The sequence below is a fragment of the Tautonia marina genome, from assembly GCF_009177065.1.
Classification (GTDB): Bacteria; Planctomycetota; Planctomycetia; order Isosphaerales; family Isosphaeraceae; genus Tautonia; species Tautonia marina.
Genome location: NZ_WEZF01000005.1, coordinates 105,983 through 123,831 on the forward strand (window position 1 = coordinate 105,983; position 17,849 = coordinate 123,831).

General features: G+C 62.1%; 11 protein-coding genes. 4 read left to right on the plus strand and 7 right to left on the minus strand.

Annotated features, from left to right (window positions below; translation table 11 throughout):
* Positions 1–37 precede the first annotated feature (37 nt).
* The 4 genes from GA615_RS07820 to GA615_RS07835 form a co-directional block, all read right to left on the minus strand.
* Positions 38–286, minus strand: coding sequence for a hypothetical protein (locus GA615_RS07820; RefSeq protein ID WP_152050723.1), 249 nt, complete (start codon positions 284–286; stop codon positions 38–40).
* 676 nt (positions 287–962) lie between these two features.
* Positions 963–2,144, minus strand: a complete 1,182-nt coding sequence (locus GA615_RS07825; RefSeq protein ID WP_152050724.1) for a mandelate racemase/muconate lactonizing enzyme family protein — start codon at positions 2,142–2,144, stop codon at positions 963–965.
* Positions 2,145–2,168: 24 nt separating this feature from the next.
* Positions 2,169–3,167 (minus strand): ROK family protein, encoded by a 999-nt coding sequence (locus GA615_RS07830; RefSeq protein ID WP_152050725.1) that lies wholly within the window; start codon positions 3,165–3,167, stop codon positions 2,169–2,171.
* A 31-nt stretch (positions 3,168–3,198) separates the two neighbouring features.
* Positions 3,199–3,801: a D-sedoheptulose-7-phosphate isomerase gene (locus GA615_RS07835; protein ID WP_152050726.1), complete on the minus strand. Its 603-nt coding sequence runs from the start codon at positions 3,799–3,801 to the stop codon at positions 3,199–3,201.
* 390 nt (positions 3,802–4,191) lie between these two features.
* Here GA615_RS07835 and GA615_RS07840 point away from each other — a divergent pair, with 390 nt between their 5' ends.
* The 4 genes from GA615_RS07840 (at position 4,192) to GA615_RS07855 (ending at position 12,889) form a co-directional block, all read left to right on the plus strand.
* Positions 4,192–8,118 carry an FtsK/SpoIIIE domain-containing protein gene (locus tag GA615_RS07840; protein ID WP_161602224.1) on the plus strand — a complete coding sequence of 1,309 codons (3,927 nt, stop codon included), beginning with the start codon at positions 4,192–4,194 and terminating at the stop codon, positions 8,116–8,118.
* A 7-nt stretch (positions 8,119–8,125) separates the two neighbouring features.
* Positions 8,126–8,851, plus strand: a complete 726-nt coding sequence (locus tag GA615_RS07845) for a CPBP family intramembrane glutamic endopeptidase (RefSeq protein ID WP_161602225.1) — start codon at positions 8,126–8,128, stop codon at positions 8,849–8,851.
* Positions 8,852–9,075: 224 nt separating this feature from the next.
* The gene (locus GA615_RS07850; RefSeq protein ID WP_201750137.1) at positions 9,076–9,336 is read left to right on the plus strand and encodes an acyl carrier protein; all 261 of its coding nucleotides are present in this window, start codon (positions 9,076–9,078) and stop codon (positions 9,334–9,336) included.
* A 133-nt stretch (positions 9,337–9,469) separates the two neighbouring features.
* Entirely contained in the window at positions 9,470–12,889 is a 3,420-nt protein-coding gene (locus tag GA615_RS07855; RefSeq protein ID WP_152050729.1) for a beta-ketoacyl-ACP synthase 3, read from the plus strand.
* A 97-nt stretch (positions 12,890–12,986) separates the two neighbouring features.
* On the opposite strand, the gene glgA is transcribed toward GA615_RS07855, so the two are convergent.
* From glgA to GA615_RS27395, 3 genes are all read right to left on the minus strand, one after another.
* Positions 12,987–14,219, minus strand: coding sequence for a glycogen synthase (gene glgA / locus GA615_RS07860; RefSeq protein WP_152050730.1), 1,233 nt, complete (start codon positions 14,217–14,219; stop codon positions 12,987–12,989).
* Positions 14,220–14,365: 146 nt separating this feature from the next.
* Positions 14,366–17,377 (minus strand): PVC-type heme-binding CxxCH protein, encoded by a 3,012-nt coding sequence (locus tag GA615_RS07865; RefSeq protein ID WP_152050731.1) that lies wholly within the window; start codon positions 17,375–17,377, stop codon positions 14,366–14,368.
* Positions 17,378–17,605: 228 nt separating this feature from the next.
* Complete coding sequence (locus GA615_RS27395; RefSeq protein WP_161602226.1) at positions 17,606–17,758, minus strand: hypothetical protein; 153 nt, start codon at positions 17,756–17,758, stop codon at positions 17,606–17,608.
* Positions 17,759–17,849: the final 91 nt, after the last annotated feature.

A 17,849-nucleotide genomic window follows, 5' to 3' on the forward strand; every position in this document is an offset into this window, starting at 1 on the left:
TTCCGACCGGTCGATGATATCAAAAGGAAAGCGTCGATCAGTTGACCTCGGCTGCCTGACCCGATTCGACGAGACGATTGATGATCTCCAGGGCGTCTTCGGCCCTTCGGAGGTCAGCATATTTCGCCATCGGAGCCGAGGACGAGCCGTCGCCGTAAATTCCGACGATGGTACGAAGCCCATTCGACTCGCCGAGGTCCGCCCGGAGGAACAACCCCGACCGGATCAACGAGGCGAGGTTGCGCTGCCAGAGCTGGACATCGGACAGTTTCTTCGTCGAGAGCATCGGCGAGTCCCCCCGCGGTATGAGGACCATCCCTGGCCGGTCTCGGCGTCGTGAGACGCCCCAATGACAATGTAGACGATAGAAAACCGGAGTGTCGCTGGACGGCTCGATTTTCGACCTTCGAATTTCGGGACGAGCCAATGACGCTTCGGATCGAATCGTCGGGAGAAATGAGAACTGATCCGCCCCTGAGCCCCGACGAGTCTCAGCGGGCCTGATCCTTCCGGAAGCTTCCGGAATCGGAAGCTCACTACCACTGACATCGGTCATGAAACTGTAGGAGCAAACCAGGGACCGGGTCCAGAAAAAGGGGCACAATTTCATCCAACCAATCCCTCTGATTCCACCAGAATGTTTCGTTCAGAAAACATGACACACCGGGCACGGGCAGAGTTCACCCGAAGGCCAACCGGATCTGGGTTCTCCGCTACCTGTTTTCTGAAAAATGGTTACGCCTCGGAAGCTCGGACGCATTGGTCTGTTTTGAACGGTCTGACGCCCAATCCGAACCGGACACGAACGGCACACAAGTTCCCCCACGAGAACCGGACCGGACGAAGGAAACCGTACCGAGGAGCAAGAGACATTTTGGCAGTCGATTGTCGAAACGGCATCTTGCCCAAGGAACGGGCAATCGTGCCAAGAAGGTGGACGAGGTACGGCAAAGGTCTGGGGATCACCTCAGAGCTTGCCGCTTGTGCCAGTCGGGGGCGAAGATGTTGAAGTGCCCGGGTCGGAAGGGCAGGGCTCGAATGACCTCCTCATTGAGTGAGACGCCCCAGCCGGGGCCTTTGGGAAGAGGAAAGGCCCCGTCCGACACTGCGGGGCATCCGGAGGCCGCGGCCAGGGCCGGATTGCCGGCCTGGCCGGAGGGCAGGGGAGCATCGGCCTCGAAGTCGTTGAAGGTCTCCATGATTCGGAGATTCGGCAACGTCGCCGCGATGTGCAGGTTGGCGGCCATGGCAATCGGTCCGGCAACGTTGTGCGGAGCGACCAGCATCCCGAAGCGATCGGCGAGGCTGGCCAGGGTTTTCAACTCGGAGACACCACAACAGTGGGTCAGGTCGGGCTGCAGGATCGCACAGGATCGCTGTTCGAGGAAGGGGAGAAATTCTCCCGACTGGTAGAGCCGTTCCCCGGTGGCGATGGGGACGGAGACGGCATCGGCCACACGGCGATGACCGACGGCGTCGAGCGGATCGACCGGCTCCTCGGCCCAGCCGAGGTCGAGCGGTTCGAGCGCTCGGATCATCCGAATCGCGTCGGTCACGCCGAACCGGCTGTGCATGTCGAGGAAGAGCTCCACGTCAGGCCCGATCGCCTCTCGAACAGCTTCGCAGAGGCGGACCACCTCCCTCAGGTCGGATCGGGAGAGAGAGCCGTGCAGCGTGCCGAACGGGTCGAACTTCAAGGCACGGTAGCCTCGGGAGACGACCGTTCGCGCAGCCTCGGCGAAGGAATCGGGGGTCCGATCGACGCGATACCAGCCATTCGCATAGGCGGGGATCGTGTCGCGGACAGCGCCTCCCAGGAGCTTGTAGACGGGAACGCCAAGGGCCTTCCCCTTGAGGTCCCAGCAGGCCATCTCGATCAGGGAGATGGCGGTGGTGACGATCTCGCCGGGCCGGCCCTGATCGCCGTGGATCATCCTGTGGACGAGCCGTTCGGTGTCGAACGGGTCGATGCCGAGGACATAGCGATCCTTGATGGCGTCGAGGTAAGCCAGCAGGGCCTCGGTCCGGTTCGTGAGACGGGCTTCGCCGAGACCGATAAGGCCGTCGTCGGTGATCAGCTTGACGAACGTGAGGTTCCGCCAGGAGGTGCCGAGGACCAGGACTTCCAGATCGTCGATTCGCATACGGGCGATCCCCCTTGATCCCTCTTAATGGGAACCCTGTCGGCTCGCGATCAAGGCATCGCGGGCCAGGGCCAGGGCGCCGTGGATCACGACCGACTCGCCGAGGGCGGACGGGACGAGATCGAACGAGCCTCGGAATCCTGGAAAAACCAGTTGGTCGAGGCGGCGACGGATGGGAGCGAACCAGAGATCATCGCCAATCAGGGAAACGCCCCCGCCCAGGACGATTCGCTTCAGACCGATCAGGGTGACGGCATGAGCCAGTCCCACCGCAAGGGCCTGCGTCGCTCGGTCGAGAATGGCAAGGGCACTGGCGTCTCCCAGGCCGGCGGCCATGGCCACGACCTCGGCGTTGAGCTGTTCGGCGTCGCCATCCACGAGATCGGAAAGGGTTTCCGCCCCCGAGCTTCCGGAGGCAATCGCCTCTCGGGCGAACCGGGTGATCGACCAGCCGGAGGCGGATTGCTCGACGGTGCGGCCCCCGCGGCCGTCGGGATCGGGAGGAGTGACCCAGAGGTGGCCGATCTCAGCCGCGCCGAGGCCGGAGCCCCGGTGGATTCGGCCGTCGAGGATCAGGCCGCCACCGACCCCGCTGCCGATCGTCACGTAGAGTAAGGGGGAGGCCCCCCCTTTGCCGGCTCCGAAGCGTGCCTCGGCCAGGCCGGCGGTATCGGCGTCGTTTTCAATCGCCACGGCCTCGGTGTGGAACTGCGATCGACACCAGTCACGCAAGGGGAAGCGATCCCAGCCTGAAACGTGGTGCGAGGTGGTCGTGATCCCCTGCTCGGCATCGAGCGGCCCGCCGAAGCCGACGCCGACAGCTTCGATCGCGTCTCGGGTCAGGCTCTGAGCCCAGCAGGCGCGATCGGCTTCGTCGAGAATTTGCTCGCGGATGGCTGAGGCCCCGGCGGCGGGATCGATCCGGGCGCGTCGCAGTTGGACGATCGAGCCATCGCCGTGGCCGAGGCCGACCTGGAGCTTTGTGCCGCCGATCTCGACGCCAAGCAGCAGCGGTTTGGCCATGATGAGCCTCCTCTCAGGCTCACAAGGGAGATCAGGCCGGGCGTTCCGCGGTTTCAGACCCGGACATGCGGCGGTAGAGGTCGCCGATCAGCCAGTGGAAGGCGACCAGGTGCAACGACTCGGCCGTGCCCATGTCATCGACCGGGCAGTGAAGGCTGTGGTGAGCGATCTCTCGGAGCTTGCCGCCAGAATAACCGGTGATGCCGACGGTGGTCAGGCCGTGAGCATTGCCCCATTCGACCCCTTTCAGGATGTTCGGGCTGTTCCCCGATCCGGAGATCGCCAGGAGGAGATCCCCCGGGGAGGCATACGTTTTCAATTGCTCGAGGAAAACGCGGTCATAGCCTTCGTCGTTGGCCCAGGCCATGATGCCGGCGGTGTTGTCGGTCAGGCTGAGGACCTTGAGACGCTTCTGGGATTCGAAGTCGCGTAGGGTGCACTTGTTGAGGTCTTCGCAGAGGTGCGAGGCACTCGACGCCGAGCCGCCGTTGCCGATGACGAAGACGAACCGATCGGCGTGGAAAGCCCGCTCGATCAGATCGGCCACCGTCTCAAGCTGCGCGGCGTCGATCCGCTGAATCTCGCGGCAGACGCGATCGAGATACTCCCTAGCGCCGAGGTTCGCGGCGAGCATGTGGGGTTCCGTCCTTGCTGAGGTCGCTCGGAGCCCATCAATGAGTTGGGCGATCGGGACTGAGCATAGCCGGGATGGGGGATCGCGCCAATTCCAGGACAAGCGAGTTCAAAGGAGGCCGTGTCTCGCACCGGGCGGTTCGGGTCGGTCGGATGACGCGGTCGGAGGAGCAAAGCGGGCTTGAGGAAGGCCAAGGCCCCCTTGCCTCGGAAGGGCTGGGCGGAAATGATCGAAAGACCACATCATCGCGGAATTGAGGACAGGCAGAGAGGGGATCTCGGCACCCTCGATCTCGATGCCGTTCGGGATCGAGTCGGTGACGAGCTCGGACGCAGGGACGGGCCATCCCATGCCGAAGTCGAGCCAAGCGCAAGCGGAGGGCACGTCCCGATGTCGGATCAGGTGAGGAACGCTCAGGACCCCGTCGACCGTCAGGTGGCCGCGCTTCAGGCACTGGCGCAGCGGGTCACCGAACGCACCACGGCCGAAACCAAGCTGGAACAGGACCACGCCCAGCGGACCGACGCCGCTCGTCGGGCGTTTGAACAGGCAAGCAAGGCGAACGACGCTCAATATCAACAGCAACGCACCGCCCTGGATCGCCGCGCGAAGGAAGTCCCCACCGCGGCCACCGCCTCGTTCGAAGCCTCGAAGGCCGAGGCCGATACCACCTTGCAGGCGGCAAAGACCCGGGCCGAGCAGCAGTATCGGGAGCGGATCGAAACGATCAAGCAGGCCCAGGCCGACCAGCGTTGGGAGGTCGGCACGATTTGCGAGGCCGGTCTCAACGACGCGAAGGGGGAACTCGAACGGACCCAGAATCAACTGACCGAGGTCAACGGCCGCCTCAAAGCCATTCGCGTCGAGATTGACCAGCACCTGAAATCGTGTCGGCTCCAATCGGCCGCAAGAGGCGTGGAGGTCGAGCCCCAGGCGACCGCGAATTCGGTCGAACATCCCACGGCCGACGCCGCCAACCAGGCCCTCGACGAGGCGGAGCAGCGGTTCGACGACCTGCGTAATCTGACCCTTCCCGGCCTGTTTCGCGGCATTCGCCCGGCGGCCCTGGTGCTTGTCCCGTCAGTCCTGGGAGCAGGGGGGGGGTTCTTTCTCCAGCAGAGCTGGGTTGGCCCCGCAGCCGGTGGCGGAATTGGAGCCATCGTGGGGGTGATCCTGGCGACCTGGCTCTACGCAACGGCTCGGGTTCAGGTGCAACGGGCCCTGGGACCCTTACAGGAGGCGATCGGACGGGCTGCCGATCAGGTGGTTCGCTCTCGGAAGGAGGCGGTTGCCGCTCATGGGAGGCGGGAACAGGATCTCCTGAGTACCCGAGATCGTGAGCAAGCCGCCGCCGACGCCCGCGCCAAGGCCGCCGCGGCCGAGGCGAAATCGCAGGCACAGACTGCGATCGCCCGGGCAGACGAGGCTCATCGGGCCGCGATCGCCAAGGCAACCGCAACGCGAGACGAGCTTCTCCGAAAGATCCAGGAGGAGGTCGAGCGGTTGACCCCCGAGATCCAGAAGCATTTCGAGACCGAGCGCGACCGGCTTCGAGTCGAGTACGATCAAGCCACGGCCGCCGCTCGGCAGCGGACCGGAGCCGAGGCCACGACTCTGGCCGATCGCTGGCGGAAGGGCCTCGCCCAGGTGCAAGAGACTCTGGCTCTGGTCGATGCCGAGATCGCCACCCGATTCCCCTCGTTCGAAGCCGCGGCGAGGGAGGATGCCCCTGTCCCGAAAGAGGTTCCCCCGGCGCTCCGGTTTGGTCGGCTTCGCGTCGATCTGGACATGTTCCCGCAGGGGAGGCCCGCCGACCCGGCCTTGATGGAAGGGCTGCCGGACCATTTCGAGCCGCCGGCGATCGTCCGGAGCCCTGACGGATGCTCGTTTCTCCTGAAGGCCGATGCCGAGGGGCGATCTGCGGCACTCGGGGCGATGCAGGCGGTGATGCTTCGGATCTTGACCGGCTTTCCGCCCGGCAAGGCACGGTTCACGATGATCGACCCGGTCGGGCTCGGTCAGACGTTTGCCGCGTTCATGCACCTGGCGGATGTGGACGAGCAACTCGTCACAAACCGCGTTTGGACCGAAACGCAGCACATCGAGCAACGCCTGCAAGACCTGACCGAACACATGGAGAACGTGATCCAGAAATATCTGCGCAACGAATATCACTCGATCACCGAATACAACGCCCGAGCCGGCGAGGTGGCCGAGCCGTTCCGGTTTCTGGTCGTGGCCGATTTCCCGGTTCGGTTCAACGAGGCGGCAGCACGACGGCTCCTGAGCATTGCACAAAGCGGCCCGAGATGTGGTGTTCATGTGATTGTTCTGGTGGATGTTCGTCAGGAGCTTCCCCAGGGGATTGATTTGAAAGACCTCGAACGGCACTGCGCGGTCTTGCATTGGCGGGAAGGACGGGTGAGGTGGTCGGATCCGCTTCGGGGCGGGTTTCCCTTGAAGCTCGATGAACCGCCGCCACCCGACGTGTTCTCGGGGGTGGTTCGAGCCGTGGGGAAGCGGGCCGAAGGGGCAAGCCGGGTCGAGGTGCCGTTCGACTTTCTCGCACCGCCGCCGGAGGACTACTGGCGAGGCGATAGCGGGAAAGGGGTGGCGATCCCGCTTGGTCGGGCCGGAGCAACGAAGATTCAGCAGCTCAAGCTGGGGTCGGGCACGGCGCAGCATGTGTTGATCGCTGGCAAGACGGGATCGGGAAAATCAACGCTTCTCCATGCGATGATTACGAGCGCCGCGCTGACGTATGCCCCCGATCAGCTTGAACTGTACCTGATCGACTTCAAGAAAGGGGTGGAATTCAAGGCCTATGCAACGCACCACCTGCCCCATGCTCGGGTCATCGCGGTCGAAAGTGAGCGGGAGTTTGGGCTTTCGGTTTTGCTACGGCTCGACGCTGAACTCGGATCGCGGGGGGATCTGTTCCGGGAGGCGGGCACGCAGGATGTCGCCGCCTTCCGGGTGGCTCGTCCTGACGTGCCGATGCCGCGCATCCTGCTGATCGTCGATGAGTTTCAGGAGTTCTTTGTCGAGGACGACAAGATTGCCCAGGAGGCGGCGTTGCTGCTCGACCGGCTCGTCCGGCAGGGGCGAGCGTTCGGGATCCATGTGCATCTCGGCTCGCAGACCCTCGCGGGGGCGTACACGCTGGCTCGGGCGACCATTGGGCAGATGGCGGTACGGATCGCGCTTCAGTGTAGTGAAGCGGACGCGAGCCTGATCCTCAGCGACGATAATACCGCGGCGCGGTTGCTTTCTCGCCCTGGAGAAGCCATTTACAATGACGCAAACGGCAGACTTGAAGGAAACAACATCTTTCAGGTGGTCTGGTTGCCTGACGAGCGGCGAGAGGAGTATCTTCGCCGGATCGCAAGCCTCGCTGATGAGCGCAACGTGCGGGTCCGAAAACCGATCGTCTTCGAAGGGAACATCGCCCCCGACCCGGCCAACAACGAACCGCTGGCCACCTTGCTTGAGGCAGAGGCATACCCCGACCCGCTTCCGAAAGCCTCGCTTGCCTGGCTCGGCGAGCCGGTGGCGATCAAGGCCCCCACGGCGATGCACTTCCGAAGGCTGGCCGGGGCGCACCTGCTGATCGTTGGCCAAAACGAGGAGGCAGCCCGAGGCCTGATGGCGATGACGATGATTAGCCTCGCCGCTCATCGGCCCGACGCTCGATTCGTCTTGCTCGACGGCACACCCGCGGACGATCCGAGGGCGGGTGATCTTCCCCGAATCGCACTAGCTTTGCCGAATGAAGCCCTCGCGAGTACCTGGGGTCAGGTGGAATCGAGCATTGCGGATGTCGCCGCCGAGGTTGAGCGGAGGAGGGACGAGGGAATTACCGATGCCGCGCCCCTCTACCTGCTCATTCACGACTTGCAACGCTTCCGCCAGCTTCGTAAGAGTGAAGATGATTTCAGCTTTTCGACTCCCGACCCGAACGAGCCGGCCAAGCCCTCGGAGTTGCTCGGAACGATTCTTCGGGATGGTCCGATCCACGGCGTTCATGTGATTATGTGGGTCGACACGCTCAATAACCTGAATCGAACATTCGACCGCGCGACACTCCGCGAGCTGGAACACCGGGTGTTGTTCCAGATGTCCTCTGCCGATTCCTCCACGTTAATTGATTCACCGCTGGCCAATCGCCTTGGAATGCAACGGGCCTTGCTGGTGAGCGAGGAGGCAGGGCAGTTGGAAAAGTTCCGCCCCTATGGCCCGCCGTCGGAAGATTGGGTCAGAGAAGCGGTCGATCGCCTCGGCCGTCGATCGTCACGTCCGAGCGAAGGATCGGTTTGAACCAATCATGATCGAGGAGTCTGATCGAGCCCGGCGACGCGCGGTGATGGCCCTGATATTGATCGTCCCGGCCCAGAGTCTGGGCGTGGCCGCGATGTTGCTCGCCTTGCCAGGCTCGATCGGTCTTGGAATCAACCTGATGAGCCGGGTCTGGATGGTCGCATTTCCAGTGGTGTGGACCTTGCGGGTCGAGCGACGCGCGATTCAGTTGAAGCGGCCGAGTCGGGCCGGAATGATCGCCGGGCTTGTGACGGGTGTGATGATGTTGGGAGTGATGCTCGGGGTCTACGGGCTCGTCTCCGATCAGATCGACCTGTCCCGCCTTCGAAGTCGGGCCAGGCTGACAGGATTTGACGATCCCGTCCAGTTTGCGGCCATGTTCGGCTTCATCATCCTGCTGAACTCGTTGTTGGAGGAATTCGTCTGGCGATGGTTCGTCTACCGGCAGGTGGAGCTCTTCCTTCCTGCTCGCATGGCACGGATGGCCCGGCAAGGGGGGGCGGTGGTGATCGCAGCAGTCGCGTTCACGATCCATCATGTGATCGCCCTGTCGGCCTGGGTTGACGGTGGGTTGGTTTTGCTCGGGAGTCTCGGGGTGTTTCTGGGAGCGGTGGTGTGGTCGGCCCTGTATGCCTACGACCGCACCCTCTGGCCGTGTTACGTCAGTCATCTTTTTGCAGATGTGGCGATTGTGATCATTGGCTACGACGTTCTGTTTCGCATGGCGATTTGAGCCGAACACAGCGGCGGTCGACGAGCGAGACGGCCGCGACGGGGATGTGAAGCGGATCTTTCAAGTCGGATTCTGCCCCTGGCCGAAATCACTCGATGACTCCCCGGGTGATCGCACCTGCGATGACCCCGAGCGCAGAGGATTTCAAACTCGGTTTCGGGCCAGGTTGACTCAATCTGTAACATTGAGACCGACCGCAACGACGCCAGTCGTGGGAGAGAGCCGTGACGGACCCGGAACTATTCCAATCGGTGACCGAAGCGATTCGCGCTTGCAGCCCAGCCGCCAGGGAAATCGTGATCGAGTCGAACTCACGATTGTTTGAGGATCTGTCGCTCGACTCGCTCGATCTGGTGGCTGTCTTGATGCAACTTCAGGATGCCCATGAAATTGAGCTTGATCTCGACGCAGTCCCCGATTTCCGACATGTTTCTGACTTGATGGCCGAACTGGGGCGTCAGCTTCGCTCGAAGGCCGCTGCCTGATCGTGTCATCTCCGCAGCACCCGTTCGAGGGGGCCGATCTTTCGGCTCCCCTCCTCAAGGGCCGTGCAAGAGTCCGCGACGGCCCCGGAGACTTGAACGGCCTGCCTTGACAGATTCGACCCAGGGACGGGATATGAATCAGCAGGATCAGAGCCGGGGGGTTCCCCCCGTCGTCCATCGTCGTTTCACTCAACGCATTCCCGCGATTTCCGGAACCAACTGGGTTTCCGTCTACCGGGCGATGGTCACGGCCCGTCGAGTCGATGAGGCCGAGACCGACCTGACGGCTCGGGGTCTGGCCTTCTTTTCCTGCCCGTGTACTGGCCATGAAAGTCTGGCGGTTCTGGCACCTCTGCTGACCTCTGATGATTATTTGCATCTGCACTATCGCGATAAAGCACTGATTCTCGGTCGAGGGGTTCCTGCCTCGACCTTGCTGCATAACGTCATCGCCAGCGGGGCATCCCCTTCAGCGGGCCGGCAGATGACACCGTTTCTGGGTGATCCGGGCCTGCATTTGCTCTGCCAGAATGTCCCGGTCGGAAACCATGCCCTGCAATCCGTTGGCGTCGCCGCAGCGGTCAAGGACCGCGCCGGCCGGCCGATTGTCGTATGTTCGATGGGGGACGGCGCCTCTCAGCAAGGAGAGGTTCTGGAGGCGATCGCCGAGGCTGTTCGTCGATCGTTACCGGTGATGTTCCTGATTGAAGACAACGGGCTTTCCATCTCGACCCGAACCGAGGGCCGGACCTTTTTCTCTCTGCCAGATTGCTATGCCGATCCCGAGGTCTTCTACGGTTTGCCAATCCATCGGATCAACGGACGAGATCCGGTGGAACTGTCCATGAAACTCGATCCGATCGTCGAGACGATGAGGTCCGATGGCCTTCCTACCCTCGCGGTCATCTCGCTCGATCGGCTCTCCAGTCATACGAACGCGGACGATGACCGCGTCTACCGCACTGAGGACGAGAGAGACCGAGCAAAACGACTTGGCGATCCCCTGGCAATCCTGCGTCAACGGATGATTGAGTCGGACGTGCCGCCTGACGTTCTCGATCGGATCGACGCGGAGGTGGATCGTGAGATCCGAGACGCCGTTGACGAGGCCCTGCAAGCCGCAGACCCAACGCCGTCGTTTGTCGCCAAGGCCGAGTTGCCTCCGAGGTTGACTGATCCCGCCTCCGAGTACCGGGGTGGGGCGGATGGACCGCGTCTGACGATGATCGAGGCGATGCGGGAGGTCCTCCGTCACCGCCTTGAAACCGATCCACGCGTCACGCTCTGCGGCCAGGACATCGAAGATCCCAAGGGAGACGTGTTCGGGGTCACGCGAGGCTTGAGCACGGCCTTCCCGGGTCGGGTGATCAATGCGGCGCTGGCCGAATCGACCATTGTTGGGAACGCGATTGGTCGGGCGATGGTGGGCGAACGCCCGGTGGCCTTTCTGCAATTCGCAGACTTCTTGCCGGTGGCCTTCAACCAGATTCACTCGGAACTCGGTAGCCTTTGGTGGCGAAGCGCGGGCACCTTTTCATGCCCTGTGATTCTGATGGTTGCCTGCGGTGGGTATCGGCCTGGCCTCGGGCCGTTTCATGCTCAGACAATGGAGGCGTTGGCCGCACACGTGCCGGGTGTGGACGTGGTCATGCCTTCGAGCGCAGGGGATGCCGCGGGTCTACTGAATGCAGCCTTTGAATCCGATCGACCGACCATCGTGTTCTATCCGAAGATCGGTCTGAACGACCGCGATCGGACCACTTCGGCCGATGTCACGGCGCAACGGGTTCCGCTGGGTCGAGCTCGGTTCTGTCGAACCGGGGATGCCTTGACGTTGGTGACCTGGGGAGCAACCGTCCCACTTGCAGAAAAAGTTGCTGATACATTTCTGGATCAAACCGGGTTCAGCAGTGATGTGATCGACCTTCGGTCTCTCTCTCCCTGGGACCGCGACGCCGTGCGAGCATCGGCCCGACGTACGAGGCGCGTGATCGTGATCCACGAGGATAATCAGACCTGCGGGTTTGGTGCCGAAGTGGTCGCCGATGTGGCCGAGCATGCCGGGACAGCAGTTCAATTCAAACGAGTCACACGACCAGACACCTACATTCCTTGCAATTTCTCGGCCCAGCTTGACGTTCTTCCCTCGTATCGTCGCACTCTGGAAGCAGCGGCCGAGGTACTCGGCTTGGAACTCTGTTGGGAATCGGGTGAGACGCGTAGCAATACGACGGTGATCGAAGCTCGGGGGCCGAGCCCGGCGGATGAGGCGATCACCGTCCTGTCATGGAAGGTGAAGAACGGCGACGTTGTTTCCAGTGGGACGGTGATCGCGGAACTGGTTGCGGACAAGGCGGTGTTCGACTTCGTCGCTCCGAGTCGTGGCCGGATTCTCAAGCTGCATGCCTCGGAAGGTGAGCGCCTGCGGGTTGGGGCACCATTGCTCGAACTGGAACCCCTGGATCGGCAGACTCAGGCAGCCACCCGCCGATTGACTCGTGAAGAACACGGGCGCCCGATTCTTCGACAGTCGCGACAACCATCTCCAAAGCGAACCCGCGAAAAGCATTCTGACACATCTCTTCGTGTTGTTCTTCCCACGGTCGAGGTTGGCTCTCGGATCGTAACGAATGAGGAATTGCTGGAGCGGTTTCCTGGTCGATCGACCGACGACATTCAGAAACGGACGGGGATCTCCTCGCGGCATCGGCTCGCGGAGGGGGAAACGGTTCTCACGCTCGCGGTCTCAGCCGCGCAACGCGCACTTGACTCGGCGGGAATCTCGGCAAGCAATCTTGACCTGCTGATTTGTTGTACGGGCACACCCGGCGTGATGACTCCGTCTCTGGCGTGCCGGGTGCTTCACGGCCTCGGAGCATCTTCGGGAACGAGTCCCGAGCTGCCCGCCTTTGACCTGTCCGCGGCCTGCTCAGGGTATCTCTATGGGTTAGCCACCGCGTACGATTTCACGCGATCGCATCCTGATGGCCGCGTGCTACTGGTTACTGCCGAAGCACTTTCTCCCCTGGCTGACGAGAATGATTTTGACACGTCGATTCTTTTTGGAGACGCTGCAACCGCGACCCTGATCGGTGGTCCGGAGGCTAAGTTGCCGGAAGGCTCGATCCTCGGCAGACTGCATCGGCCAGTGCTTTCCGCTCGGGGAGAACCGGGAACCATTCTTCGGGTACCCTCTTTGGGAAATGGTCATATCGCGATGGATGGGCTCAAGGTGTATGCGGAAGCGGTGCGCAGGATGATCACGCTCCTTGAAGCCTGTTGTGCGCGAGAGGGATTGACCGTGGGAGACCTCGACCTGCTGGTCCCCCATCAGGCGAATGCCAGAATCATCCAGGACATTCGCATGCGATTGAAGCTCCCGACGGATCGAGTGCTCATCGAATTGGGAACCTTCGGAAATACGTCGTCTTCAAGCATTCCGCTGGCCATCGCAACCGCACAGGACCGAGCGAGAGCCGCCCGGACCATCGGTCTGACGGCGTTCGGAGGGGGATTTACCTTCGGCGCGGCCCTGATCCGATCAGGTGAATAACTCCCGGCCGAGTCGGGAGAGAGAGCCGGGAATGAATCGTCCCGCTTTGTGGACTCAGCCACGAGCGGGACAGTCGCTCAGACGAAGGGCATCCTGATTACGCTTGAACTAGATCCCAGTAGAAATCCATCGTCCAGCGAGCGACACTTTCCCAGCTAAAGAAGTGTTCAACACGTTCCCGGCTACGTATCCCCATGTGCTGAAGCTGTTCGGGATCGCTCAGTAATTGATCGATGGCCGAGGCGAGGTCCCTCGCAAACTGAGCGGGATCGTTGGGTTCGTGCGCCTGGTGGTCGTCAGCGCCTCCGCGCGGTTCGAAGGGAACCAGGAGCCCGGTCTTTTCCGGAACCACAACTTCCTTGATCCCGCCAACGGCCGAGGCAACGACCGGCGTTCCACAGGCCATTGCTTCAAGGTTGATGATTCCAAACGGCTCATAAACGGACGGACAAACAAATAACGCCGCCTGAGAATAGAGGGCGATAATGTCCTCTTTGGGCAAGACCTTGGGAATCCAGAGGATCGGGTTGCGTGCTTCCCGACGGGCACACTCCACATGCTCGGTCATTTCCCGACCGATTTCTTCGGTGTCAGGAGCCCCTGCGCAGAGTACGACCTGAACGTCGGACTGGATATGTTTGATTGCGTCGACGAGGTGGATGATTCCTTTTTGTCTCGTGATCCGACCCACAAAGAGGACGAACGGCCGGGAACGATCGATCTCGTAACGATCCAGGACCTCAGGATCATGAGTCGGCGTGTATTGATGCAGATCAATCCCGTTGTGGATCACTCGGATCTTGTCGCTGGAGACCCCGTAGAGTTCCTGAACGTCGTCTCGCATGGAATCGGAAACGGCGATCACGCCATCGGCATTCTGGTAGGCGGTGCGCTCGACCCAGGTGCTTGCATCGTAGGCCGTGCCAAGCTGTTCGCGTTTCCAGGGGCGATGGGGTTCGAGCGAGTGGGTCGTGAGGACGAGTTTCGCCCCGGCAAGTTGCTTGACCAGGCAGCCGGCCAGATGCGTGTACCAGGTATGGCAATGAACCACATCAACATCTTCCAAGAGACCAGCCATCATCAGGTTGCGGAGCATCGTCTCCTTGAATTTCTTGTGCCGGGGGTCATGGTAGGGAAGCTGATAGGTCGGCTCGATTCCTCGGACCGAGAAATTCGGCTCCTGAATCGACTGATCCCCGAAGCAGAGCACCTGGATGGAATGATGGCCGGGTTCGACCCGGTTCAGCGCACCGGTCAGATACTCGACATGCACTCCGGCTCCGCCGTAGATGTGGGGAGGATATTCGTTGGTCAGGATCGCGATACGCATGGAACACCCCTCGAACTCGGAACGCGACGATTCCGCCGCATCCCCTTGACGATACGCGGACCATGCGCAGGATGCCACGCCCCAGAAGGGTCGCGGGGGCATGGTCGCGCGGATCGGGGAATCGGAAGTTCTGCGGCAGGGCGTGTTCAGGGACGCGGAACCTGGCTCGGAGACTGGAGATAGCGGAGCAAGTCGGCAACTTCCTGCTCCTGGAGCGAGTCCAACAAACCCTCGGGCATGAGCGAGAGTTCGGAGGTCCGTTCCTCCTCGATCTCGTCTTTGGGGACGATGATCCGATCGGTCGGGGTCTGGATGGTGACGGTGCGGTCGGTCTGTTCGGCGATCAGACCGTTGATGATGCGACCGTCGGCGAGGGCGAAGATGGTCATCCGGTAGTCGGCGTCGAGCGTGGCGTTGGGGTCGACCAGGTTCTCCAGCAGGTAAGCCAGTTCGCCGCGCTGGGCTCCGGTGAGTTCGGGCCCCACCTTGCTTCCTTCGTCGAAGAGGATGTGGCATTGAGCACACGACTTCGAAAACAGGAGGCGTCCGCTGGCCGGATCGGCCGCGGCAAGGCGCTCGGGTGTCATGGTTGCTTGCAGGGCCTGAATGCGTCCCTGGGCCGCCTCGGAAATCGGGCGATACTCGGGCCAGAGGGCGGAGAGTCGATCGGTGATCTTCTGGTCATCGAGTGTCCGGAGTTGCCGAACGAGAAACACCGAGACGTCGCCACGATCAATCCGCCCAGCCTCCACCGCATCAAGCAGAAGCGTCGCCGACTGGGGGCGGGAGGCGAGGGAACTGATCGCCTCTTGTCTGGCTTCTCCCGGGAGTCGAGCGTACCGATCGAGCACCAGCTGGACGGCAGCGGGATCGTTCAGGGTGGAGAGCCCTCGTACCGCATCGCGGGCCAGGTCGCGATGGGAGAGGAATCCCCCGAGAAGCTCAAGCAAATTCTCGGCTCGGCTGCGGACCAGATTTTCGATGGCGTCTCGACGTGCCGAGAGGTCCGCCTCGGAATTCAAGGCGATCTCGCGGAGTTCTTCGAGAGCGCGACCATCACCGAAGACGACCGATAACGTGAGCACCAGGCGGCGAAGCTCGGGATCCTCGCTTCGTCCAGCTCCCTCGACGACGGCAATCCAGCCGGGAGGGGGCTCCACTCGACGAAGCCCCTGGAGCGCGTCGCTCACTCCTGAGAGGATTGCGAGCTGGACTGCTCGATCGTTCGATTCGGCCGCTCTCTGAAGGATAGGACCGACCAGACCTGGCTGATCACCGGCAGCAACCATCAGTCGTCTCGCAATGAAGCGAGAGAGCGATCCGAAGGGGTGATCCGCGGCCAGCTCGGCGGAACGATCCGGGTCTGAGGGAACCGCCGGCTCGATCCCGTACCAAAGCATCTGGGGAAGGACCGGATCGTCGGCGTATTCGGAACGATCGGCAATTGCCAGGGCAATGGGCCAGCGTCGATCGTTCGGCATCTTCTGCAAACTGGAGGCAAGGAAGGTGAGAACAAGGCCCGACTTCTCCCGATCGGCGAGTTGGGTGAGGGCCTCGATCGCGGCCTCGGACGGAGGGCCTGCATCGACCAGAAATCGAACGGCCCAGGTTCGAACGTGTTCGCTCGGGTCGTGAAGCAAGTCGATCAGCCAGCTTTCATCCGTGGCTCCGATGCCGAACAGCGTCCAGAGCGCTCGGAGGCGAAGAACCTCATCCTCTTGGTTCTGGAACAGGGAATGAAGCGCGTCACGGGCCTCGGACAGATCGGCACCCAGGACGGCCCGCTCCTGCAACAGTCGGCGAGCCTGCCGGGAGTACCAGACGTTCGGATGCCGAAGCAGCTCGACCAGGCCAAGGGCATCGAGGGAAGCCAGATCGGAGACCGAGGGAGGCGAGGGATCGCCGAAGGTGATCTTGTAAATCCGTCCCGAGGACCGATGAACCCCGTCGTTATCGTGGCACTCGCCGATATCGGACCAGTCTGCGACGAAGACGCCACCATCGGGCCCCGAAAGAAGCTCGATCCCCCGGAACCAGGGGTCAGGCCAGGCGATCGGGTCGGGGAGGTGTTTGGCGGTGTAGGTGGCTCCGGATCGTTCGGGTCGGTCACGGTTGATGCGTCGGCCGTGGAAGTTCAGGGCATACACGTCTCCTCGGTAGGCTTCGGGCCAGTTGTCTCCTTGATAGATCATCAAACCGACGTGGGCGTGGCCTCCACCGGCCTGATCGGTCGTCGCGGAAACCCCCTCGCGGATGTCGCTCCAGGCTTCCCGCGTGTCCCAGTGAACATGGTCGGCGGTCTGGCCGAGCAGGCCGTACAGGTGAGGGCGATCATGTTCGCCGTACATCCGTTGATAAAAGGCCCCCGGAATCACATGCCAGAGGTGGGGGATAACCGTGTTGATCAGAAAAAGCTGCCCATGTTCATCCCAGTCCATTCCCCAGGGGTTGGTTGTTCCCCGAGCGACCACTTCGAAGACATGTCGAGTCGGATGAAAACGCCAGACGGCGCAATTGAGCCGCACTCGATCCGCTTCAGGCGTGCCAGGTCGCCCGACCAGCGAGGTCGCCTGGATACCGTGCCTCCCATACAGCCAGCCATCGGGCCCCCAGCGCAAACCATTGACGAGGTTATGGCGAATCGCATCGGCCTCCCATCCATCGAGCATCACCACGGGGGGACCATCGGGGCGATCGTCGCCATCACGATCAGGGAGAAATAGAAGGTAGGGAGCGCACAGCACCCAGACACCACCAAACCCGACCTCGACACTCGAAACCCGAACCCCCTCGTCCCAGAAGACCGACCGACGATCGAAGCGACCGTCGGAGTCGGTATCTTCCAGAATCAGAATGCGATCCCGCAGATTGGTGTCAAAGTTGAGTTGATGTTCGGCGTAGGTGTAATTCTCCGCGACCCAAAGTCGCCCTTTGGAATCGGTTGCCAGGGCGATCGGCTGCCGTACGTCGGGTTCCGAGGCAAACAGGGTGGCCTGAAAGCCTTCCGGGAGCGAGAGCGACTTGAGGGCCTCTGACGCGAGGGTCAAGCCACCCTGAGGATCCTGGCTGTCGTACGGCCGGGGGAATTCTTGCCCGCGGGCAATCGTCGCAAGCCCCAGGATCGCAAGAGCGATCGCGTGCTGACGCAAGTGGCACATGATCCGCAATGCCTCGGCAACCACCGAGGATCACGAATGACATGGTCGAGGAACGATCCGAACAGGACCGCAGATCGACCGAAAGCCAATCGAGGACCTCGGCTGGAGAGAGTTTGGAAGGAATTCGAGCCGCGAGGTTCGCGGCATCTCTCCGGTGTAACCGAAGCTCAGGGGGTGCTTCAAGTCGCAGCCCCTCGACTCGCCCATTCCTCCGAAGTGGGCCGGCCATCAACGATCGGGACGGCACGACCGTGCGTGACCAGCCCCCTCGCGGACACGATCACCGGCGGCAGGGTCGGCTTCGAGCATGGTCGAAAGATTCGGGACCAGTTGCTTCGCCTCGGACAGGGTCAGATCGGGAGCGCAGAGGCGATCCAGCATGGAACGCAAGGCCTCGATCCGATCCGCTGACTTTCCGGGACTTCCCATGACCATGCGACCTTGCGATCGACCTCCAAAACGAGCTTATCCA

Bases quoted from the DNA above. Each gene is read 5' to 3' on its own strand.
- GA615_RS07865 (WP_152050731.1), bottom strand. From the start codon at position 17,377: ATGTGCCACTTGCGTCAGCACGCGATCGCTCTTGCGATCCTGGGGCTT.
- glgA (WP_152050730.1), bottom strand. From the start codon at position 14,219: ATGCGTATCGCGATCCTGACCAACGAATATCCTCCCCACATCTACGGC.
- GA615_RS27395 (WP_161602226.1), bottom strand. From the start codon at position 17,758: ATGCTGGATCGCCTCTGCGCTCCCGATCTGACCCTGTCCGAGGCGAAG.
- GA615_RS07840 (WP_161602224.1), top strand. From the start codon at position 4,192: ATGTCGGATCAGGTGAGGAACGCTCAGGACCCCGTCGACCGTCAGGTG.
- GA615_RS07845 (WP_161602225.1), top strand. From the start codon at position 8,126: ATGATCGAGGAGTCTGATCGAGCCCGGCGACGCGCGGTGATGGCCCTG.
- GA615_RS07820 (WP_152050723.1), bottom strand. From the start codon at position 286: ATGCTCTCGACGAAGAAACTGTCCGATGTCCAGCTCTGGCAGCGCAAC.
- GA615_RS07835 (WP_152050726.1), bottom strand. From the start codon at position 3,801: ATGCTCGCCGCGAACCTCGGCGCTAGGGAGTATCTCGATCGCGTCTGC.
- GA615_RS07855 (WP_152050729.1), top strand. From the start codon at position 9,470: ATGAATCAGCAGGATCAGAGCCGGGGGGTTCCCCCCGTCGTCCATCGT.
- GA615_RS07825 (WP_152050724.1), bottom strand. From the start codon at position 2,144: ATGCGAATCGACGATCTGGAAGTCCTGGTCCTCGGCACCTCCTGGCGG.
- GA615_RS07830 (WP_152050725.1), bottom strand. From the start codon at position 3,167: ATGGCCAAACCGCTGCTGCTTGGCGTCGAGATCGGCGGCACAAAGCTC.